23 protein-coding genes are annotated in these 20,393 nt (G+C 61.8%); 15 read left to right on the top strand and 8 right to left on the bottom strand.

The window, feature by feature from the left end; all coding sequences use genetic code 11:
* Positions 1-448 precede the first annotated feature (448 nt).
* Positions 449-1,330 carry a threonine/homoserine exporter RhtA gene (gene rhtA / locus IFT76_RS10550; protein WP_192058273.1) on the top strand — a complete coding sequence of 294 codons (882 nt, stop codon included), beginning with the start codon at positions 449-451 and terminating at the stop codon, positions 1,328-1,330.
* Positions 1,331-1,339: 9 nt separating this feature from the next.
* Here rhtA and IFT76_RS10545 read toward each other — a convergent pair whose 3' ends face one another.
* Positions 1,340-3,148 (bottom strand): aminopeptidase P family protein, encoded by a 1,809-nt coding sequence (locus IFT76_RS10545; RefSeq protein ID WP_192058271.1) that lies wholly within the window; start codon positions 3,146-3,148, stop codon positions 1,340-1,342.
* A 155-nt stretch (positions 3,149-3,303) separates the two neighbouring features.
* Positions 3,304-3,867, bottom strand: coding sequence for a helix-turn-helix domain-containing protein (locus IFT76_RS10540; RefSeq protein WP_122475781.1), 564 nt, complete (start codon positions 3,865-3,867; stop codon positions 3,304-3,306).
* Between the two features lie 190 nt (positions 3,868-4,057).
* Here IFT76_RS10540 and IFT76_RS10535 point away from each other — a divergent pair, with 190 nt between their 5' ends.
* Genes IFT76_RS10535 through IFT76_RS10510 form a run of 6 tightly spaced genes read left to right on the top strand, consistent with a single transcriptional unit; the run spans position 4,058 to position 10,121 of the window.
* Positions 4,058-6,976 (top strand): monovalent cation/H+ antiporter subunit A, encoded by a 2,919-nt coding sequence (locus tag IFT76_RS10535; protein ID WP_192058269.1) that lies wholly within the window; start codon positions 4,058-4,060, stop codon positions 6,974-6,976.
* Entirely contained in the window at positions 6,976-7,320 is a 345-nt protein-coding gene (locus IFT76_RS10530; RefSeq protein ID WP_043186251.1) for a Na+/H+ antiporter subunit C, read from the top strand. Before IFT76_RS10535 ends, IFT76_RS10530 begins: the two co-directional genes overlap by 1 nt.
* Positions 7,317-8,996 carry a monovalent cation/H+ antiporter subunit D gene (locus IFT76_RS10525; RefSeq protein ID WP_192058267.1) on the top strand — a complete coding sequence of 560 codons (1,680 nt, stop codon included), beginning with the start codon at positions 7,317-7,319 and terminating at the stop codon, positions 8,994-8,996. The genes IFT76_RS10530 and IFT76_RS10525 overlap by 4 nt, the downstream gene beginning before the upstream one ends.
* Positions 8,993-9,481, top strand: a complete 489-nt coding sequence (locus IFT76_RS10520; RefSeq protein ID WP_192058265.1) for a Na+/H+ antiporter subunit E — start codon at positions 8,993-8,995, stop codon at positions 9,479-9,481. The genes IFT76_RS10525 and IFT76_RS10520 overlap by 4 nt, the downstream gene beginning before the upstream one ends.
* Positions 9,478-9,756 carry a K+/H+ antiporter subunit F gene (locus tag IFT76_RS10515; RefSeq protein ID WP_122475789.1) on the top strand — a complete coding sequence of 93 codons (279 nt, stop codon included), beginning with the start codon at positions 9,478-9,480 and terminating at the stop codon, positions 9,754-9,756. The genes IFT76_RS10520 and IFT76_RS10515 overlap by 4 nt, the downstream gene beginning before the upstream one ends.
* The gene (locus IFT76_RS10510; protein ID WP_192058263.1) at positions 9,753-10,121 is read left to right on the top strand and encodes a Na+/H+ antiporter subunit G; all 369 of its coding nucleotides are present in this window, start codon (positions 9,753-9,755) and stop codon (positions 10,119-10,121) included. Before IFT76_RS10515 ends, IFT76_RS10510 begins: the two co-directional genes overlap by 4 nt.
* Here the strand turns inward: IFT76_RS10510 and IFT76_RS10505 are convergent, their stop codons facing one another.
* Both IFT76_RS10505 and IFT76_RS10500 read right to left on the bottom strand, forming a co-directional pair.
* Entirely contained in the window at positions 10,122-11,138 is a 1,017-nt protein-coding gene (locus IFT76_RS10505; protein ID WP_192058262.1) for an ABC transporter substrate-binding protein, read from the bottom strand. It lies immediately after the preceding gene.
* Positions 11,139-11,208: 70 nt separating this feature from the next.
* The gene (locus tag IFT76_RS10500; protein WP_122475794.1) at positions 11,209-11,676 is read right to left on the bottom strand and encodes a hypothetical protein; all 468 of its coding nucleotides are present in this window, start codon (positions 11,674-11,676) and stop codon (positions 11,209-11,211) included.
* A 151-nt stretch (positions 11,677-11,827) separates the two neighbouring features.
* Between IFT76_RS10500 and IFT76_RS20745 the strand changes: the two genes are divergently transcribed.
* A complete protein-coding gene (locus tag IFT76_RS20745; protein ID WP_163007413.1) occupies positions 11,828-11,989 on the top strand; it encodes a hypothetical protein in 162 nt (53 codons plus the stop codon).
* A gap of 198 nt (positions 11,990-12,187) precedes the next feature.
* Positions 12,188-12,424, top strand: a complete 237-nt coding sequence (locus IFT76_RS10495; RefSeq protein WP_122475796.1) for a DUF2789 domain-containing protein — start codon at positions 12,188-12,190, stop codon at positions 12,422-12,424.
* A gap of 21 nt (positions 12,425-12,445) precedes the next feature.
* Here IFT76_RS10495 and IFT76_RS10490 read toward each other — a convergent pair whose 3' ends face one another.
* Entirely contained in the window at positions 12,446-12,850 is a 405-nt protein-coding gene (locus IFT76_RS10490) for a TraR/DksA family transcriptional regulator (protein WP_122475798.1), read from the bottom strand.
* A gap of 298 nt (positions 12,851-13,148) precedes the next feature.
* Here IFT76_RS10490 and IFT76_RS10485 point away from each other — a divergent pair, with 298 nt between their 5' ends.
* Positions 13,149-13,793, top strand: coding sequence for a YceH family protein (locus tag IFT76_RS10485; protein WP_192058260.1), 645 nt, complete (start codon positions 13,149-13,151; stop codon positions 13,791-13,793).
* An 8-nt stretch (positions 13,794-13,801) separates the two neighbouring features.
* On the opposite strand, the gene IFT76_RS10480 is transcribed toward IFT76_RS10485, so the two are convergent.
* Positions 13,802-14,620 carry a shikimate 5-dehydrogenase gene (locus IFT76_RS10480; RefSeq protein ID WP_192058258.1) on the bottom strand — a complete coding sequence of 273 codons (819 nt, stop codon included), beginning with the start codon at positions 14,618-14,620 and terminating at the stop codon, positions 13,802-13,804.
* Between the two features lie 183 nt (positions 14,621-14,803).
* Between IFT76_RS10480 and IFT76_RS10475 the strand changes: the two genes are divergently transcribed.
* The 3 genes from IFT76_RS10475 to pbpG all read left to right on the top strand — a co-directional run bounded on the left by IFT76_RS10475 (position 14,804) and on the right by pbpG (position 16,614).
* The gene (locus tag IFT76_RS10475) at positions 14,804-15,190 is read left to right on the top strand and encodes a hypothetical protein (RefSeq protein ID WP_122475801.1); all 387 of its coding nucleotides are present in this window, start codon (positions 14,804-14,806) and stop codon (positions 15,188-15,190) included.
* A gap of 112 nt (positions 15,191-15,302) precedes the next feature.
* On the top strand, positions 15,303-15,491 hold the full coding sequence (locus IFT76_RS10470) for a hypothetical protein (RefSeq protein WP_122475803.1): 189 nt from the start codon (positions 15,303-15,305) through the stop codon (positions 15,489-15,491).
* A gap of 202 nt (positions 15,492-15,693) precedes the next feature.
* The gene (pbpG, locus tag IFT76_RS10465) at positions 15,694-16,614 is read left to right on the top strand and encodes a D-alanyl-D-alanine endopeptidase (protein WP_192053387.1); all 921 of its coding nucleotides are present in this window, start codon (positions 15,694-15,696) and stop codon (positions 16,612-16,614) included.
* 9 nt (positions 16,615-16,623) lie between these two features.
* Here the strand turns inward: pbpG and IFT76_RS10460 are convergent, their stop codons facing one another.
* Positions 16,624-17,589, bottom strand: coding sequence for a sensor domain-containing diguanylate cyclase (locus tag IFT76_RS10460; protein ID WP_192058256.1), 966 nt, complete (start codon positions 17,587-17,589; stop codon positions 16,624-16,626).
* A gap of 75 nt (positions 17,590-17,664) precedes the next feature.
* Positions 17,665-18,111, bottom strand: coding sequence for a hypothetical protein (locus IFT76_RS10455; RefSeq protein ID WP_244647921.1), 447 nt, complete (start codon positions 18,109-18,111; stop codon positions 17,665-17,667).
* 228 nt (positions 18,112-18,339) lie between these two features.
* Between IFT76_RS10455 and IFT76_RS10450 the strand changes: the two genes are divergently transcribed.
* Positions 18,340-19,023, top strand: coding sequence for a response regulator transcription factor (locus IFT76_RS10450; RefSeq protein ID WP_192058254.1), 684 nt, complete (start codon positions 18,340-18,342; stop codon positions 19,021-19,023).
* The gene (locus IFT76_RS10445; protein ID WP_122475812.1) at positions 19,001-20,392 is read left to right on the top strand and encodes a sensor histidine kinase; all 1,392 of its coding nucleotides are present in this window, start codon (positions 19,001-19,003) and stop codon (positions 20,390-20,392) included. Before IFT76_RS10450 ends, IFT76_RS10445 begins: the two co-directional genes overlap by 23 nt.
* The last annotated feature ends 1 nt before the right edge of the window (position 20,393 follow it).

Here is a 20,393-nt window from a genome sequence, read left to right as displayed (position 1 = left end):
ATTGTTAAAGAGCGGTGGGTTGATTCTTTCGTCTCAACCGAGGCGCGCATTCTACGCTAGCCTCACATCCTGTCAAGCGTTTGTTTCGAAGTATTTGGCCAGAAACCTGAACAACTTCAAACACTTGACTCGCTTCGATCACTCGTCAGCGGGAGGCAAATTCTACAGCGTTTCAAACCGCTGTCAACTGCCTTTTTCACCGCTTTCGACCTTGACGATCGAAACCTTTCCGAACCTTCTGAAACGGCCAACTCATTGATTAACAAGGAGTTTATCGTTTCGGCTGCGCCGGAAGTGGGGCGAATTATAGAGTGATTCCGGCGGGCGTCAATAGCCAATACGGAGAAAGTTCAGCAAATATAAAAATGGGCAATATATTGCTCATTTCATCCGCCTTGGCCATGATACGCCGCACTCATGCCTTTCACACCTGCCAAGTAGCCGACACATGACTTCGCCTTCGCTGACCACCAAGCTCTACCCTATCGCTCTTCTTCTTATAGCCATGGCGTCCATCCAGACTGGTGCCTCGCTGGCCAAGGGCATGTTTCCGTTGATAGGTGCGCAAGGTACGACCGCTTTGCGTCTGATCTTCGCCAGCCTGTTCATGCTGGTATTGCTGCGCCCATGGCGCGCCAAGCTGACCTGGACAACGCTGCAGACGGTGATGATCTACGGTATCGCCCTTGGCTGCATGAACCTGCTCTTCTATATGTCGCTGCGCACCGTACCGCTGGGGATCGCCGTGGCTTTGGAATTCACCGGGCCGTTGGCGGTAGCCATTCTGGCTTCGCGCAAGGCTGTGGATTTTGCCTGGGTTGCCCTGGCAGTCGTCGGACTGCTGCTATTGATACCCATGGGTGAAGCGCAGGCAGGGCTCGATCCGGTCGGCGTCTGTTATGCGCTGGGGGCTGGCGTGTGCTGGGCGCTGTACATTCTGTACGGGCAGAAGGCCGGTGCCGACAATGGCGTGCAGACCGCCGCACTGGGTGTGATGATCGCTGCGGTGTTCATCGCGCCGATCGGTATTGCGCATGCGGGCAGCGCCTTGCTCGACATGGCATTGATACCAACTGCCATCGCCGTGGCAATCCTGTCCACGGCGCTACCCTATAGCCTGGAAATGGTCGCACTGACGCGCTTGCCTGCGCGAACCTTCGGTACGTTGATGAGCATGGAGCCGGCCATCGGAGCGCTGTCGGGGCTATTGTTCCTGCATGAAGTGCTGAGCACTACCCAATGGCTGGCCATAGGCGCGATCATCATGGCCTCAGTCGGAGCCACGCTGACGATTCGTGCCGAACATGCACCTGCCGTGGCCGCCGACTGATCTGGCTCTTCACACGGGTAGAGTGCGCTCACGCAGCCACTCCAATGGGGCGCCTGCCAGCAACGGCGCCACTCGCCGGGCCACTTCGGCATGGTAGTCGTTGAGCCATCGGCGCTCAGCTGTCGACAACTCTTGAACATCTATGCAGCGCGTATCGATCGGGCATAGGGTCAAGGTTTCGAAGTCGAGGAACTGGCCAAAGTCGCTTTGGCCGGCTTCGCGGGTGAGGACCAGGTTCTCGATACGCACCCCCCAACACCCAGGACGGTAGGTGCCCGGTTCGATCGATGTGATCATCCCCGGCAGCATGGCCGTCTGCGGTGTCGTCGCGGCTTGATAGGCGATGACTTGCGGCCCTTCGTGAACATTCATGAAATAACCCACCCCATGGCCAGTGCCGTGCCCATAGTCGACCTGATCGGCCCAGATCGGCGCGCGCGCGATGGCATCGAGCAAGGGTGAAAGGATTCCCTTGGGAAAAGTAGCGCGTGACAGGGCGATCATGCCTTGCAGCACCCTGGTGCAATCCGCCCGCTGTTGCGCCGTGGGCGCACCGACCGGAATCATCCGGGTTATGTCGGTAGTGCCACCTAGATACTGGCCACCGGAGTCGATCAACAGCAGACCGTCACCCTCGATCACGGCATGGGCCTGTTTGGTTGCGCGGTAATGCGGCATTGCACCGTTGGCGTTGAACGCCGCGATGGTCGAGAAGCTGAGCGAGACGAAGTTGGGTCGACGCGCGCGCGCACCCGTCAGCCGCTCGTCGATGGTCAATTCGGTTATACGTTCGCGGCCCCAGGCACCTTCCAGCCATGCGAAGAACTCGCACAGTGCTGCCCCGTCCTGCTCCATGGCATGGCGGATATGTTCCGCTTCGGGTGCGGTCTTGCGCGATTTGCTCAGGGTGGTTGGATTGAGTGCTTCTACCAGGGCCACACCCGTCCCGAGGTTTTCGATGATGCCAACGGTGACGCGGGCCGGGTCGAGCAACAGCTTTTCGTCTACCGGCACAGCGGCCAGCGCCGATGCGATGTCGGCGTAGTCGCGAACCTCGATGCCGTCCTGCTCCAGGCTGTCGCGCACGCTGTTATCGACCCTGGACAGCGCAGTGAACAGCGTGGCCGAGCGCTCGCCGATCAAGGCGAACGCGACGAATACCGGGTTATAGGTTACGTCCGACCCGCGCAGGTCAAACAGCCAGGCGATGTCGTCAAGGGTTGCCAACAAGTGCCAATGGGCGCCATGCGCCTGGATCTGCTCGCGCAGCGTCTTCAGTTTTTCGCCGCGCTCGCGCACAGCGTAGGGTGCGGCATGTGCGTAGATCGATTGCGCAGGCAATGCCGGGCGATCGAGCCAGACCTGAGCGAAAAGGTCGGTATCGGTACGCAGTGACGCACCTGTCTGCTGGAGCTTTTCTCGCAACTGCCGTGCGGCGGCGATTGCCATGACCGCGCCGTCGACTGCAACCGTACCGCCTGCGCGCACCTGAGTGCCCAGCCAATCCAGTGGGCCCGGTTGCCCGGCGATCAGCTTGACCAATTCGATGCCGCTGTCGGCGAGTTCGACCCGTGCCTGCTCCCAGTAGCGGCTGTCGGCCCAGAGACCGGCGAACTCGGCGGTCACGATCAGGGTTCCGACCGAGCCCTGGAACCCGGACAACCATTGGCGGGCCTGCCAGTGTTCCGGCAGATATTCGGATAGATGCGGGTCCGCCGAAGGTACCAGCAAGGCATCTATGCCCTCGCGGAGCATGAGCGCGCGCATGTCGCGCAAGCGCTCGGCAACAGAAAAGCTGGCGGAAGGTGTCAGGCTCATTCGGGCTCCGGTTCGGGTGCTGGATCTTGTAGGCAGATGTTGGAGGCAGATCGTGTGGACGGATAATGGCGAAGGCAGCAGCGCGGGGCAACCTCAAGAAAGGACGCTTCGCACCTGCTCGACGGCGTTGCGGTCACCTTGCAGCCTGGAGGAGTTCAGATGACGACGTTACGTACGAAGCGGACAGCCGTTTCGCTGTCGTTGCGGTACGCGTAGGGCTGATTGCTCGGGTAGACGAAAAACTCGCCGGCCGCGAGTTCGCGGGTGCGGCCCGCTAATATGATGGTGAGGCGTCCCTCGCAGACGTAGATCTGCTCGCTCCAACCTTCGGCGTCCGCCTCAGATGCATAGGATTCGCCGGGCTGCAGCAGCCATTCCCAGAGTTCTACCTCCTTGCTGGCCACCGTACTGGCCAGGAGTACAGCCCTGCTGCCCGGCAAGGTGCCGACCCACGCCAGCTCGTTGATACGGCTGGGGTCGCGGTTCTCGCCAGGCTGGATGAGGTCGCTGAAGGCAACCTCCAGCGCTTGCGCGACGCGATCCAGAGTGGTCAGGCTGACGTTGTTGTCGCCGGCTTCGATGGCCACCAGCATGCGGCGACTGACACCGGACTGTTCCGCGAGAGCCGCTTGGGAAAGTCCGGCGGCCTGACGCAAGCGCCGCACGTTATGGCTGACATGCTGAAGCACCGAAGCTTTGGAACTGGGGTCTTTGACCAAAGGGTTTCGCGCTCGCTGTGAGTAGTCCCGCTGATCGACGCAATTGTGGCGGAGCTAACGGTGGTAAAAATTTGTCATAAAAAAACAAGTCGTTACAGCATGCCTGTACGATTCTGCCACAGCTTGCGGGTTGGTGATCACCCTGTGAGCCCGTATGATCGTTTTCAATATTCCTGCAGATTAGAAGCCTATGTCCTTGATAGTACTATTGCTTCTGCCCTTCGTAGGCAGTTGCGTGGCAGCCATTCTGCCGCACAACGCGCGCAACGCCGAATCGGTTCTGGCTGGACTGGTAGCCTTGGTCGGCACGGTACAGGTAGCCATGCTGTATCCGCAAATCGCCAACGGCGGTGTGATACGCGAGGAATTCCTCTGGCTGCCCAGTCTCGGGCTCAACCTGGTGCTGCGCCTGGACGGGTTTGCCTGGCTCTTTTCCCTGCTGGTGCTGGGCATCGGCACGCTGGTCGCGCTCTATGCGCGCTACTACATGTCGCCGCAAGATCCAGTACCACGTTTCTTCGCCTTCTTCCTGGCCTTCATGGGCGCCATGCTCGGTCTGGTGATCTCCGGCAACCTGATCCAGATGGTGTTCTTCTGGGAATTGACCAGCCTGTTCTCCTTTCTTCTGATCGGTTACTGGCATCATCGCGCCGATGCACGCCGCGGCGCCTACATGGCGCTCATGGTGACCGGCGCAGGTGGCCTGTGCCTGCTGGCCGGGGTGCTGCTGCTGGGTCATATCGTCGGCAGCTACGACCTGGACAAGGTGCTCGTGGCGGGCGACGTCATCCGCGCGCACGGCCTGTATCCGGTCATGCTGACTCTGGTCCTGCTGGGTGCGCTTACCAAGAGCGCACAGTTTCCGTTCCATTTCTGGCTACCCCATGCGATGGCCGCGCCTACACCGGTTTCCGCTTATCTGCACTCGGCAACCATGGTCAAGGCCGGGGTGTTTCTGCTGGCGCGGTTGTGGCCATCGCTTTCGGGCAGCGAGCAATGGTTCTGGATAGTGAGTGGGGCGGGAGCATGTACCCTCGTGCTGGGTGCCTATGCGGCGATGTTCCAGAACGACCTGAAGGGCCTGCTGGCCTACTCGACGATCAGCCACCTGGGCCTGATCACTCTGTTGCTCGGTCTCAACAGCCCGCTGGCAGCCGTAGCGGCGGTGTTCCACATTCTCAATCATGCGACGTTCAAGGCGTCGCTGTTCATGGCAGCGGGCATCATTGACCACGAGAGCGGCACGCGGGACATACGCCGCTTGAGCGGGCTTTTCCGTCTGATTCCGTTCACGGCCACGCTGGCCATGGTCGCAAGCGCGTCCATGGCCGGTGTGCCGTTGATGAACGGCTTCCTGTCCAAGGAAATGTTCTTCGCCGAAACGGTGTTCATAAGCTCCACCGCCTGGGTCGAGATCGCTCTGCCCGTGGTGGCGACGCTGGCCGGCATCTTCAGCGTCGCCTATTCATTGCGCTTCACGGTGGACGTCTTCTTCGGTCCGAAAGCGACCGATCTACCCCATGTGCCCCACGAACCACCGCGCTGGATGCGTGCGCCGGTGGAGTTGCTCGTGCTGACCTGCCTGGTGGTCGGCATCTTTCCCGCGCAATCGGTGGCGCCGTTCCTTGCTGCCGCAGCATTGCCGGTAGTGGGCGGCGAGCTGCCCGAATACAGCCTGGCTATCTGGCATGGCTGGAACGCCCCGATGGTCATGAGCCTGATCGCAATGGGCGCGGGGGTGCTGCTCTACGTACTGTTGCGCAATCAGTTCCGTCACGGTCGCCTGCGTTATCCGCCAGTGATCGAGCGCTTCAATGGCAAGCGCCTGTTCGAGCGTTCGCAGGTGGTGATGATGCGGCTGGCGCGAAGGGCGGAGCTGCTGTTGACTACCCGACGCCTGCAGGCGCAACTGTTCATGCTGGTGCTGGTCGCCGTACTGGCGGGCATGGCGCCGATGCTGTACAGCGGCCTGAGCTGGGGTGATCGACCGAAAATTCCAGGTTCGGGCGTGTTCGTGATTCTCTGGATGATTGCCATTGCCTGTGCGCTGGGCGCCGCCTGGCAGGCGAAATACCACCGATTGGCTGCGCTGACCATGGTCAGCGTGTGCGGGCTGATGACCTGCGTCACCTTCGTCTGGTTCTCGGCGCCTGATCTGGCGCTCACTCAGTTGGTGGTGGAAGTGGTCACCACGGTATTGATATTGCTGGGCCTGCGCTGGCTGCCTCGGCGGATCGAGGAAGTCGCACCGTCACGAGCCACTCTCGACCGCGCCAAGCTGCGGCGTCTGCGCGATCTGGTGCTGGCCCTGGTTGTGGGCGGCGGCATGGCGCTGTTGTCCTATTCGATGCTCACCCGTGCAACACCCAACTTCATTTCCGAGTTCTACCTGAGCCGTGCCCTGCCCCAGGGCGGCGGGACCAACGTGGTCAACGTCATGCTGGTGGATTTCCGCGGTTTCGACACCCTGGGCGAGATCACGGTCCTTGCCGCCGTGGCACTGACCGTGTTCGCCCTGCTGCGACGCTTCCGCCCACCCAAGGAAAGCATGCAGTTGCCTGCTCAGCAGCGCTCGCTGGCACCCGACGTGGTTACCGACCTCATCAACCCACGTGGCGCGGACGATACGGCGCTGGGTTTCATGATGGTTCCAGCGGTTCTGGTCCGCCTGTTGCTGCCGGTGGCCGTGATCGTGTCGATGTACCTGTTCATGCGCGGACACAATCAACCGGGCGGGGGCTTCGTCGCCGGCCTGGTCCTGTCGGTGGCGTTCATCCTGCAGTACATGGTGGCAGGCACGCAGTGGGTCGAGGCCCAGATGCGACTGCGTCCCTTGCGCTGGATGGGTACCGGGCTGCTGTTCGCGACCGTCACCGGATTGGGTGCGATTGCACTGGGCTATCCATTCCTGACGACGCACACCGCGCACCTGCACTTGCCGCTGCTGGGTGACTTGCACGTGGCCAGCGCGCTGTTTTTCGACATTGGTGTATTCACCGTGGTAGTGGGTTCGACCCTGCTGATCCTGACCGCCCTGGGCCACCAGTCGGTGCGCGGTCATCGTCCGTCGAGCCTGCCCAAGGGCATCGCCCCCAAAGGAGCCGTCTGATGGAAGAAGTGATTGCAATCGCGATCGGCGTCCTGGCTGCGTCAGGTGTCTGGTTGATCCTGCGTCCGCGGACGTTCCAGGTGGTCATGGGCCTTTGCCTGCTGTCCTACGGGGTGAACCTGTTCATCTTCAGCATGGGCAGCCTGTTCATCGGCAAGGAGCCGATCATCAAGGAAGGTGTGCCGCAGGACCTGCTCAACTACACCGACCCCCTGCCCCAGGCACTGGTGCTGACGGCGATCGTCATCAGTTTTGCGATGACTGCGTTGTTCCTGGTGGTGTTGCTGGCATCGCGGGGCCTCACCGGCACTGACCACGTAGACGGCCGGGAGCCCAAGGAATGAGCTGGATGCCCCATCTGATCGTCGCGCCCATCGTGCTGCCGTTGTTCACGGCAGCAGTGATGATGCTGCTCGGAGAAAAACACCGTCCGCTGAAAGCGCGGATCAACGTCATTTCCAGCATGCTGGGACTGGCAATCGCCTGTTACCTGATGTGGTGGGTGCAGGATCAAGGCCAGGCCAGTTCGATTGGCGTGTACCTGCCCGGCAACTGGCAGGTGCCATTCGGTATCGTGCTGGTGGTGGACAGGCTCTCGGCATTGATGCTGGTGCTGACGGGCATCGTCGGGGTCTGCGCCCTGCTGTTCGCCATGGCGCGCTGGGATCGGGCCGGCGCCAGCTTCCATGCGTTGTTCCAGATTCAGCTGATGGGGCTCTACGGAGCGTTCCTGACGGCTGACCTGTTCAATCTGTTCGTGTTCTTCGAAGTGCTCCTGGCCGCGTCCTATGGCCTGATGCTGCACGGCTCCGGCAGGGCCCGAGTATCGGCAGGGCTGCACTACATCGCCATCAACCTGCTTGCCTCGTCGCTGTTCCTGATCGGCGCGGCGATGATCTACGGCGTCACCGGCACCCTGAACATGGCTGACCTGGCGTTGAAGATTCCGCTGGTGCCCGAGGCGGATCGCGGCTTGCTGCATGCCGGTGCGGCCATTCTGGCGACAGCCTTCCTGGCCAAGGCCGGCATGTGGCCGTTGAATTTCTGGCTGGTGCCGGCCTATTCCGCCGCCAGTGCCCCGGTTGCGGCCCTCTTTGCGATCATGACCAAAGTGGGTTTCTACACCCTGCTGCGGCTGTGGACACTGCTGTTCTCCGGACAGGCCGGGGCCTCGGCGCACTTCGGTGGCCAGTGGTTGATCTACGGTGGGCTGGCGACCATCGCCGTGGCCGCAGTGTGCATCGTTGCCGCGCAGCGCCTGGAGCGCATGGCCAGCCTGAGCATCATGGTGTCGGCCGGTATCCTGCTGGCGGCCATCGGTTTCGGGCAGAGTGGACTGATCGGCGCTGCGCTGTTCTATCTGGTCAGCTCGACATTGGCGCTCAGCGCCCTGTTCCTGCTGGCCGAGTTGATCGAGCGCTCGCGCTCGGCCAACGAAATCCCGCTGGAGTACGATGCCGACCCGCTGCCAGCAGCAGTCGAGGCCTTGCATCCACCCAAGGGCATCAACCTGGATGACGAGCAGAAAGCCGTAGTGGGTCAGGTGATCCCATGGACCATGGCCTTCCTGGGTTTGAGCTTCATTGCCTGCGCACTGCTGATCATCGGCATGCCGCCGCTCTCCGGCTTCATCGGCAAGCTGAACCTGATTTCCGCACTGTTCAACCCGCAGGGTCTGGGTGTAGCCAGCGAGCAGACCCTGAGTGCAACCGCATGGGCCTACCTGGCGTTGCTGATTCTCTCCGGACTGGCGTCGTTGATCGCGCTGGCACGGGTCGGCATGCAGCGCTTCTGGACGCCCCACGAGCGGCCTTCACCGTTGCTGCGGCTCAACGAATGCGTGCCGATCATGGTCTTGCTGGGGCTTTGCGTCGTGTTGGCGATGCGCGCCGAGCCACTGTTGCGGTACACGGCGGACACGGCGGCGATGCTCGACGATCCCAAGCAATACGTGATGACCGTGCTGGGCGCTCAGCCAATACCCAGCCCGACTGCTGCCAGCCTGGAGGGTGAACCATGAGCCGCCTGTTACCCGCCCCCCTTTTGTCTATGGCCCTTGCCGTACTATGGTTGCTGCTCAATGTGTCCCTGAGCGCCGGAAACCTGTTGCTGGCCGCGCTGCTTGGGTGGCTGGCGCCGTTGCTGATGTCGCCCCTGCGGCCTCAGGCGGTACGGATCCGTCGGCCCATGGTGGTGCTGCAACTGCTGCTGCGCGTAGGTGGCGGCGTGCTGGTTTCCAACCTGCAGGTATTCTGGCGGGTATGGACAATGGACGTTCGCGCGCCCCGCTCGGCCTTCATCGAGATTCCGCTGCAGTTGCACAATGCCAACGGCCTGGCCGCCCTCGCGGCCGTCGCCACCGTCATTCCCGGCACCGTGTGGTCCGAACTGGCGCTGGATCGCAGCGTCCTGTTGATGCATGTGCTGGATCTGGATGACGAGGCGCAGTTCATCAAGGAATTCAAAGACACCTACGAACGCCCGCTGATGGAGATTTTCCAATGAGCGCATTGCTGTCCAATGCCATTGTCGCGAGCCTGTTCATCTTTGCCCTGGCCATGTTGCTGACCCTGGTGAGACTGTTCCGGGGGCCTTCGGCCCAGGATCGGGTACTGGCCCTGGATTACCTGTATATCCTGGCCATGCTGGTCATGCTGGTGCTGGGTATACGCTATGCCAGTGACACCTATTTCGAGGCAGCGCTGCTGATCGCCCTGTTCGGTTTCGTGGGCTCGTTTGCGCTGGCCAAATTCCTGCTGCGCGGAGAAGTCATCGAATGAATTCGGTACAGATACTGCCGTTCTGGGTGGAGGTGGCCACAGCGGCATTGCTGCTGGCCAGCAGCGTGTTCGCCTTCACCGGCGCCTTGGGGCTGCTGCGCTTCAAGGACTACTTCCAACGCATGCACCCGCCCGCGCTGGCGTCGACATTGGGCGCCTGGTGCGTGGCGCTGGCTTCGATCCTGTACTTTTCCTGGCTCAAGCACGGGCCAGTGGTGCATGCCTGGCTCATCCCGATTCTACTGTCGATAACCGTGCCAGTGACCACGCTGCTGCTGGCTCGGGCCGCGCTGTTCCGCAAGCGTACCGCGGGGGAAGCGGTGCCTGCCGAAGTCAGCAGCCACCGCAGCGACAGTGGTCACTGACTACTTGAGGCTGGCGCTGACCTTGCTGGCGACCTCTTCAGGTAGCCATGCCTTCCACACGTCTGGATGATCTTTCATGAACGCCTCGCTGGCCTGGCGAGGCGATGTGCGGGCTTCGCTCATGTCGGCCAGGGCCTTGTTCAGGGGATCGATGGGAAGATCGACCTTGGCGAAGAAATCGACCAGCTGCGGATACTCCTGCTGGAACGCCTTCGACACCCCTATGGACAGCTTGGAAGGTAGAGAGCGGCTCGGCAGCGGCGCAGGGTTGTCGGCATCGGTCAGAGTGCCCCAGGCCTTGGCATCGAACGGCGGTTCTTCGAGCTGGATAAGCTTGTAACGCCCCAGCAGCGGCGTCGGCGACCAGTAGTAGAAGAGCACCGGTTTGCCGCGGCGGATCGACGACGCGATTTCGGCATCCAACGCAGCGCCGGAGCCAGAACGGAAATTGACATAATCGTCAGTCAGCTTGTAAGCCTTGAGTTTCTGCGCGTTGACGACTTCGGACGTCCAGCCGATCGGGCTATTGAGAAAGCGGCCCTTGTCGGGACTTTCCGGGTCCTTGAAGACGTCCTTGTAGCGCGCCAGGTCGGCGACGCTGCGCAGCTCTGGCGCGAGCGGCTTGATGCCCTTGGCGGCGTCACCCTTGACCACGTATTCGGGAACGAACCAGCCCTCGGTGGCACCCTTGACGGTATCGCCCACACCGATGACCTTGCCCTCGGCTTCGGCCTTGACCCATACCGGGCTGCGCCCCGCCCACTCTTCGGCAATGACCTGGATGTCGTTCTTGGCCAGGGCCGTTTCCAGGGTGATGGTCGTGCCGGGCTGGGTGTCGGTGGGCAGCTCGTAGCCCTTCTCGACGATGTAGCGCAGCAGTTCGGTGATGAAGCTGCCGCTTTCCCAGTTCAGATCGGCGAAGTGTATGGGCGCCGGCTGCGCGTGAGCCGGGATGGCTGCAGTCGATAGCCAGAAGCCGGCGCCACAAGCGGCCAGCCAGGCACGTAGTCCTTTCATGCGGGGTTCCTCGGTAAACAGTCGATGACTTGGGTAAGTCAACTTACTGTAGCGCAGGTTCCCCGAGGCGTTACTCGCTGGCCTTGAAGGCCAACTCACCCTTGCGCCACTTAGCCGCCTTGGCGGTTGCCGCCTTCAAGGTCTTGCCGAGGTTTTCCTCGATGCGCTCGTGGGCGGCGAATACCAGCATCACCGTCTGGCCTTCCTTGAACACAATGCCCTCGCCCTGCGCCATGCTGACGAAGGCATACTCGCCGAGCCCGTAAACGGTAAGCTTGATGTCGCGAAACTTGAGTTCGAACTTGCCACCTTCGCGACTGGGCAAGACCGCGGCGCGAAAATGGTCGCCTACTTTGAGTTCGAGCCTGGGCTTGTCATCGACGACCAGTGCGGACTCGGTATCGAGTTCGGCCATATAGATGCCTTCAGCGCTTTGTTCGGTGACATAGACGAAACGCGACTGAAAGAGTTTGACCAACTTCGCACGCAAGTCGCCGAGCACAAACAGTGCGTGCATATCCAGATTACTTACTGCCAATTAAGAATCCTCAAATCGAAACACAGACTACCGAACGCTGTTCGCGTGGTAATAACCTGAAGACGCGGGGAGCGCCGAACGGTCGGCGGCACGTGCAGTGACTGCCACCGACCTGCTAACGAAAGACTAAAGGATCGAACCTTGATCCGGGATGCGCAGCGTCGACCCTGCTGCAGGGAAAATTGCCGATGACCGCGAAGGAAAAAGGCAGGCCTGGCCATGTGTGGCTGAGCGGCGCCGGAGCTGCATCGAGCAGCCGGCGACCAACATGATCCGAGCGATGATGCGCATGACGGTGATCTGCCGCGAATAGTACCGAATCGAACCCCGCCGCGGTCAAGAAGTTTGTTGCATGGCTGCGGCCTGGACGGGAAACGGTGCACAGGCCAGTGCTTCTGTCCGTCAGTACTGCAGACAAATCCGGCATCGCAAGCGAACTCTGGCGAGGGCCTCGCCTCAGATACTGGGTAACCTTTCAATCATGGCCGGAAACGGCCGCAGAGGAGTCATCATGGATCTGCCGAACCCAAGCCTTACTGGCCTTTTCGATCAACTGGGCCTGGCCAGCGACGAGGCCGATATTCAGAAATTCATTGCCGAGCATCAGCTGGATCAAGACACCAAGCTGATAGATGCGCCCTTCTGGAGTGAACAGCAACGCAACTTCTTGAAAGAAGAGCTGCACAGCGACGCAGAATGGGCGCCCATCGTCGATGAGCTCAACGTGGCATTGCATCCGCAGGCGTAAGAGGTGCCTGCGCGAGCGTGATCATGCCTGACGCTGATGCTTGTCGATCTGCTCGTGGCGCTCTTGCGCCTCGATGCAGTATTTGGTGGTGGGGCTGATCAGCAGACGCTTGAGACCGATCGGCTCGCCACTGTCGTCGCACCAGCCGAAGCTGTCGTCGTTGATCCGGCCCAGAGCCATTTCCAATTGCGGCAGCAGGCGCTGGTCGCGATCGATGACATTGACCAGCCAGTGGCGCTCCTCTTCCACGGAAGCGGCATCGGCGGGATCGGCCGGCGTATCCAGGCTTTCAATGGCTACACGGCTTTGCTCGATACGCTCTTGGGTCTCGATCTTCATGGCCTGCAACAGCTCGGTGAAGTAGGCCAGTTGCTCGGCGTTCATGTAGTCATCAGCCGGCATGGCCAGCAACTTTTCCTTTGTCATTGATTTCTCTGCAAACGAATAATGCGCTAGGGCAAAACAGGAAGCTCGCGACGCCGGAAGCGACGCAGGCAGAATTCTTCAAGCACCACAGGGCACATGGTCAAGAGGGGCGGCAGTCTAAGGCCGGTTTTGACGCGCAGCAACCCCAAATTTGGCGCCCGCCCGGGTGATGACGTGCCGTCGCGCGCATAGCCGCGCCACGGGCGGCGGCGGGCAGCCGGGCAGACGTCTTTTCGCGCGGCTTTTATAGCATACTGGCCGTCTATGATTGCCTGCGATGATTGCTTGGGGTTTCGCCATGACCGACGTTGAAACAAACGCTTCCGAACCACTGCAGCTCGATGCCATCGAGATCCGCGTGCTGGGCGCACTGATCGAGAAGCAGGCCAGCAATCCGGAAACCTATCCGCTGACGCTCAATGCGCTGGTACTGGCCTGCAACCAAAAGACCAGTCGCGAGCCAGTGAGCCAGTACACCCAGGGGCAGATCGGGCAGAGCCTGCGCGCACTGGAAGGCCGGCAGATGACCCGACTGGTGATGGGCAGCCGTGCCGATCGCTGGGAACACCGGCTGGACAAGGCGCTCGAGCTGGTGCCCGCCCAGGTCATCCTGATGGGCCTGATGTTCCTGCGGGGACCGCAGACCGTTGGCGAACTGCTGTCGCGCAGTGCCCGTCTGCACGATTTCGAGGACAGCGAGCAGATCTTGCATCAACTCGAGCGATTGATCAGCCGCGGTTTCGCGGTGCATGTGCCGCGTCAGGCAGGCCAGCGCGAAGATCGTTACTCCCACGCCCTGGGCGATCCGGCTGCCATTGACGCAATCATGAACGCCCGTGCTGCGACACCCGAACGCGGCGGTTCGCGGCCTGACGATACCCGCCTCGACGAGCTGGAGGCACGCATCGCCGTACTGGAAGAGCGCTTGTCGCGGCTGGAATGACGCGCTGATCAGCTGCGGGCGTACTCGGTGGCCAGACGCAGTTGCTCGGCCGTTGGACGCACGCCGGTGTAGAGCACGAACTGTTCAAGGGCTTGGATGGCAATGACTTCCAAGCCTGTGATCACCGGTTTGCCCAGTTCGCCCGCGGCCTTGATCAATGGTGTCTGCCAAGGCATTGCGACGACATCGAATACCCGCTTCGCCGCTTCTATGGCGGCGGTTTCAAACGACAGCCCGTCGGCCTGCTCGCCGCCGGCCATGCCGATCGGTGTGACATTGACCAGCAGTTGCGGACGCGAATCGCCCAGTTCGGCCTGCCAGGGATAACCGCAGGCGTCGGCCAGCGCGCGGCCGGTTTCGTAGTTGCGAGCGATGATCAAGCCATTGCGCAGACCAGCGTCGCGAAATGCCGAAGCCACGGCCTTGGCCATCCCGCCGCTGCCACGCAGGGCAAAGGTGGTTTCGGGATCGACGCCGTGCGTGTCGAGCAGTTGGCGGATGGCCAGGTAGTCCGTGTTGTAGGCCTTGAGGTAGCCGTTGTCGTTGACGATGGTATTGATCGACTCGATGGCCGCTGCCGACGCATCCAGCTCGTCCACCAGGGGTATGCAGGCTTCCTTGAATGGCATCGACACGCCGCAGCCACGGATGCCCAGGGCGCGCATGCCGCCGATGGCGGCTGGCAGGTCGCGTGTGGTCATGGCCTTGTAGTAGTAGTCGAGACCCAACTGGTCGTACAGGTGATTGTGGAAGCGCACCCCGAACGTTCCGGGACGCGCGGCGAGGGACATGCACAGGATGGTATCGCGGTTGGGAGAAATGGACATCGGTGGCCTCCGGGCAGCGTGTGACGTATGAAAGCGGGCTGACGACGCCATGCCCTTACACAAAATTTACCCATGGACAGGGACGCTTTCGACTGATTTTTTGTCATAGTCGTGTTCCCGGCGAAATGCTTTGGACCTATCGCAGGTTCGAACGCCAGGGGTGCGAAACACGAGGAATCTATCATGATGCGTCAACTTCCCAAGATCGCTCTGTTGGTCGGCACATTGGCGATGGCCAGCCAGGCCTCGGCGCATGGCGGCGGCTGGCAGGGTGCCGGGCCGGGTATATTGGGCGCGGTACTGGGTGCGGCCGTGGTCGGTGCGGTGGTCACCTCCAATGCACCGCAGCGGGTCTATGTGGAGCAGCAACCGGTCTATGTGCAAAGCCCGCCACCGGTGTATGTGCAACAGCCTGTCTATGTACAGCAGCCGGTGTATGTCCAGTCGCAGCCGGTGTATGCGCAGCCCTACCCCGTGTATGCGGCACCACCGCCGCCGCGTGGTTACTACGGGCCACCGCGCGGCTACTATGGGCCTCCGCCGGTCTACTACGGCCCGCCGCGCTGGTGAGTCGCGCGGCGTGAGCGCGATAGGGATTGTCGATGGTGACTATCGAGCAAGGTGATTTCTAAGGTGCGGGTCGATTTCGTAAGGTGGTCGGCAGGAACCACGGAGGTCTCTCATGCCTGTATTAAGAATCATGTCGGTAGTCGGCAGTGCAGTCCCGGAAAAGTTGCGCGATCTGGGCCTTCTGGCGTGCTGGTACGTAGTGCGCGACGGCGAGGCTATCAGCGGCCCCCTGCCCTCCCTGCCCCATGCCAAGCAAGCGTACGCCACACTCACTGCGGCGCAGCACCCTCAGTTGGCCTGATTCATTGCGCTTGCGACAAAGCCCCGCCTTGCGGGGCTTTTCATTGGACATCGAGCTGGATGAGCTTTTCTTCACGCGGTGCATCCCGACAAGCGCGACAATCGGCAGGCGCTTTGCCATACTTCCGACGTGTGACATTCGACACTCTCGACCCCGCCTCGATCATCAGCCCGATCTACCTCTTTTTCAGTGAGCGCTCCGCGTGAAGACCCCGCTATCTTTTTTCAGCCTGTGGCTGGCCTTGACCACCTTCGTCGTCGCCCCGAACCTGCAAGCGGCGGAAAAAGCCGCCATCCCGCGTGACCCATCGCAGTTGCACCTGGCCTCGGGCAGTGCCCTGCTGATCGATCTGCAGACCAACAAAGTGGTCTACGAGAACAACGCCGACCATGTGGTGCCCATCGCGTCGGTGACCAAATTGATGACGGGCATGGTGGTGCTGGATGCCAAACAGTCCATGAGCGAAGTGATTTCGGTGGACATCAGCCAGAACAAGGAAATGAAGGGTGTGTTTTCGCGGGTCAAGCTCGGCAGCGAGCTGAATCGTCGGGACATGCTGCTCATTACTTTGATGTCTTCCGAGAACCGTGCGGCGTCGAGCCTCGCGCATCACTATCCGGGTGGCTACGGTGCGTTCATTGCGGCGATGAATGCCAAGGCTCGCTCGTTGGGCATGACCCACACCCGCTATGTCGAGCCCACCGGGCTGTCGACCAGCAACGTCTCGACCGCACGCGACCTGACCAAGCTGCTGGTGGCGGCGCAGCAGTATCCGCTGCTGAGCGAGCTGAGCACCACGCGGGAAAAGACCGTGGCGTTCAAGAAACCCAGCTATACATTGGGCTTTCACAACACCGACCACTTGATCAACAAGGACGACTGGGACATCAAGATCACCAAGACCGGCTTCACCAACATGGCCGGCCACTGCCTGGTGCTGGTGACGCGAATGGGAGGTCGACCGGTGGCCATGGTGATCCTCGATGCTTTCGGCAAGTACACCCACTTTGCCGACGCCAGCCGCCTGCGCAAATGGGTGGAAACCGGCAAGAGCAGTGCACCGCCGGCGGTGGCGATGGACTACAAGGCGCAGAAGAAGCAAATGCGTCAGGCCGCGGACTGACCGCGCCGATCACGAACGCCGAGCGGCCTGCTTGCGGGCATACATGGCGCCGTCGGCATCGGCCAGCAGACGCTTTACACTGTCGTGACGCCCGGGGTCGTACTCGATGCGACCTACGCTGTAGGTGATCGAGTAGCGGCCTTGCAGCTCGGCGTTGGCGTCTGCCAGGGCTCGGCCCAGGCGCTCGATGACCGCATCGCCTGCGGCGGCATTGGAGCCCAGCAGCAGCGCGACGAATTCGTCCCCGCCCATTCTTCCGACGATGTCCATTTCTCTGAGCACTCTGCGCAATACCTGGGCGAACGTGACCAGGGCGCGGTCGCCTTCGGCGTGGCCAAAGGTGTCGTTGATGACCTTGAAGCGATCGAGGTCGAAGAACAGCAGCGACGCCGGCGTGCCCATGCGCCTGCACATGCTCAGGGCATGCTCGGCGAGGGCTTCGAACCCGCGCCGGTTGGACAGCTGGGTGAGGTCGTCGATGCTGGCCAACTGCAAGGCGGCGATCTCGCGCTCGGCCATGCTCGCCAGGTCCAGCAGCAGGCCGCGTTCCTCGGCGTCGAGGACTCGCGGCCGGGTATCGAGCAGACACAACGTCCCGACGTTGCTGCCATTGCCCACTTTCAGCGGGCAGCCGGCATAGAAGCGGATCCTGGGTTCACCGGTCACCAACGGGTTGTCGTGAAAACGCTCGTCGCTGCCGGCATCGGGGATCATGAGGATCTGGTCGCTGAGGATGGCATGGGCGCAGAACGAGACATCTCGCGGCGTTTCAGTGGCGGCCATGCCCTGGCACGACTTGAACCACTGGCGGTCGCTGTCCACCAGGCTGACCACGGCAATGGGCACGTCGAACAGCCGCCTGGCCAGGCGGGTAAGACGGTCGAAACGCTCCTCGGGCCGAGTGTCGAGAATGTTCAGCGCATGCAGGGCGTGTACGCGCTCTTCTTCATGCACAGGCTTGGCAGGCGCCAGCATTGGGGAGCTCCTCGGTGATGTCTGCCCCTAGCCTAGCTCATGGACCAGGGGTTTATAAGTAGCCTGGGGTGGACGTCAAGCCGTGGTACTGACCATGGAACCGGCGGTGCTGCTGCCGGATTGCTGCATGGCCTGAAGCAGCCCAGCGGTGGCGGTCTGCAACGCCGCAGAGGTGGCGACCACCTGCGCCTGGATGGCGGCCACGGAGGCTGCCTTGCTTTCTTCGCTTTGCTGGCTGGCCTGGATGCGCGCCATCTCCTGCTGCTGTTCCTGAAGCTGCTTCTGCAACTCGGCAATCTGCTTTTGCAGCGCCTTGATCGTGTCCGATGTACCACTGCTGCCCTGGGCTGCGCCCGCGCCGCCAGCGCCACCGGCCGGCGCGCCTTTCTCGGTATCGGCAGGCGCGGCAGCGGTCTGCGTCGCCTCGCTGTCGGCGACCGCCGTGGGCGCCGGCGCGGCAGTGTTGATGGGGGCAGACGGGCGAATGCTCAAAGTGCTGGCGATGTTGCTCAAGGCGTTCATGACGAGTGCGTCCCTATAGGCTGTGACCGTTGCATCGGCCGGACACGGCCAGGCTTTAGCAACACTGCACAGGAACCGTGCTATCCGTCGGCCTGCGGCCTTGGAAGCGCCTTGGGGTTACCCAGAAAGGAGGAGGTGGCGCAAGATGAAAAAAACTTCAACGAGCCGTGCGAGGATTGTTGTCACAATGCCGCCATCCTCAGCAGACATCATCGGGTAGAGACCAACATGACGCGCGTACTGACCATCGAAGACGATGCCGTGACCGCCAGGGAGATCGTGGCGGAACTGAGCAGCCATGGCCTGCAGGTCGACTGGGTGGACAACGGCCGCGAAGGGCTGGTCAAGGCGGTGAGCGGCAACTACGACGTGATCACCCTGGATCGCATGCTGCCCGAGCTGGACGGCCTGGCCATCGTGACGACCCTGCGCACCATCGGCGTGAGCACGCCCATTCTGATGATCAGCGCGTTGTCGGATGTCGACGAGCGCGTACGCGGACTGCGTGCCGGTGGCGATGACTACCTGACCAAGCCGTTCGCCTCGGACGAGATGGCGGCTCGCGTCGAGGTGCTGCTGCGCCGCAACAACCCCGTGGCCGCCGCCGACAACGCGCTGCGCGTCGGCGACCTGACCCTGGACCTGATGACCCGAGAAGCACGCCGTGGCGAGCAGGCGCTGAACCTGCTGCCCACCGAATACAAGTTGCTGGAATTTCTGATGCGCAATGCCGGGCAGATCCTGACGCGCATGATGATCTTCGAAGAAGTCTGGGGTTATCACTTCGATCCGGGCACCAACCTGATCGACGTGCACATTGGCCGCTTGCGCAAGAAGATCGACCCACCGGGCACCGCACCGTTGATCAAGACCGTGCGAGGCTCCGGCTATGTCATTGCCGAACCTGTCTAAAGGCTGGCGTTCTTCCAGCAGTCGGCTGCTGGCGCTCTACAGCTTTCTGTTCGTGGCCTGGAGCAGCATTCTCATGGGGGTGTTGTACTACGAGGTCTCGACCTACCTCGCCGACCTGGCGCGGCACTCCCTGATGCAGCGTCAACATCTGTTCTCACGGTTCCACGGTGAAGCGCTGAACGAGGCGCTGGCTGCCAGCGAAGCATTCGATGATCGCACCTTCGATGCCTATGGCCTGTTCGACCTGCAACTGCGGCCGTTGTCCGGCCAGCTGCTGCAAGTGCCGCGGGGCCTGCCGCTGGACGGTCGCATCCACGACCTGGACAGCTGCGTGGACAGCGCCAACCCGCAGATGCCGCAGAACAGCTGCGACGCGGTGGCCATGCGTACCCTGGACGGTCGCTGGCTGGTGCTGGTACGCGACAACGGCTCGTTGTTCGCGGTGACCCACATCATCCTGCGCGCATTGTTGTGGGGGATTTCGCTGACGATCATTCCCGGGATCGCCGGCTGGCACCTGCTGCGACGCAGGCCATTGCGGCGCATCCGCGCCATCGAGGCCCGTGCCGATGCGATCGTTGCCGGTGATCTGACCACTCGCCTGCCGCTCTCGGACCGCCGGGACGAATTGGACATGCTGGCGGCGATCGTCAATGCGATGCTCGAACGCATCGAGCAACTGATGATCGAGGTCAAGGGCGTCTGCGACAACATTGCCCATGACTTGCGTACCCCCCTGACCCGCCTGCGCGCCCAGTTGTATCGCATCCAGCAGGAGGCGCCTGCCGATTCACGCCAGGCGTTGCAGCTGGACGACGTGATCGCTGAAGCCGACACGCTGATGGCGCGTTTTCGTGGGCTGTTGCGCATCTCGGAAATCGAAGACCACCGCCGACGTTCCGGCTTCATTTCCTTCGACCCGCAACCGCTGCTGCACGAACTGCACGACTTCTATCTGCCTTTGGCCGAGGACGAGGGCATCAATCTGCGTCTGGACGTGCCCGACACGCTGCCGATGCTGCATGGCGATCGCGCGCTGCTGTTCGAAGCCGTGGGCAACCTGCTCAGCAATGCCATCAAGTTCACTCCGGCGCACGGTCTGGTGGTGCTTGGCGCCACGGCGGAAAACGGCGCCACACGTTTGGAAATCAGCGACAGCGGACCGGGTATCGCACCAGAGGAGCGCGAAGCGATCTTTCAACGCTTCTATCGTTGCGAAGCCGACGGCCAGCACAGCGGCTTCGGCCTGGGGCTGTCGATCGTTGCTGCGGTGGTCAAGCTGCATGGGTTCACCCTCGAAGTGGGCAGCAGCGAACAAGGTGGCACGCGGATGACCCTGTGGTGCCGACAAAGCAAGGCATTGGTGTGAA

This window comes from Pseudomonas sp. CFBP 13727, from assembly GCF_014841915.1.
Lineage (GTDB): Bacteria > Pseudomonadota > Gammaproteobacteria > Pseudomonadales > Pseudomonadaceae > Aquipseudomonas > Aquipseudomonas baltica.
This window is presented reverse-complemented; position numbering and strand designations above follow the sequence as displayed.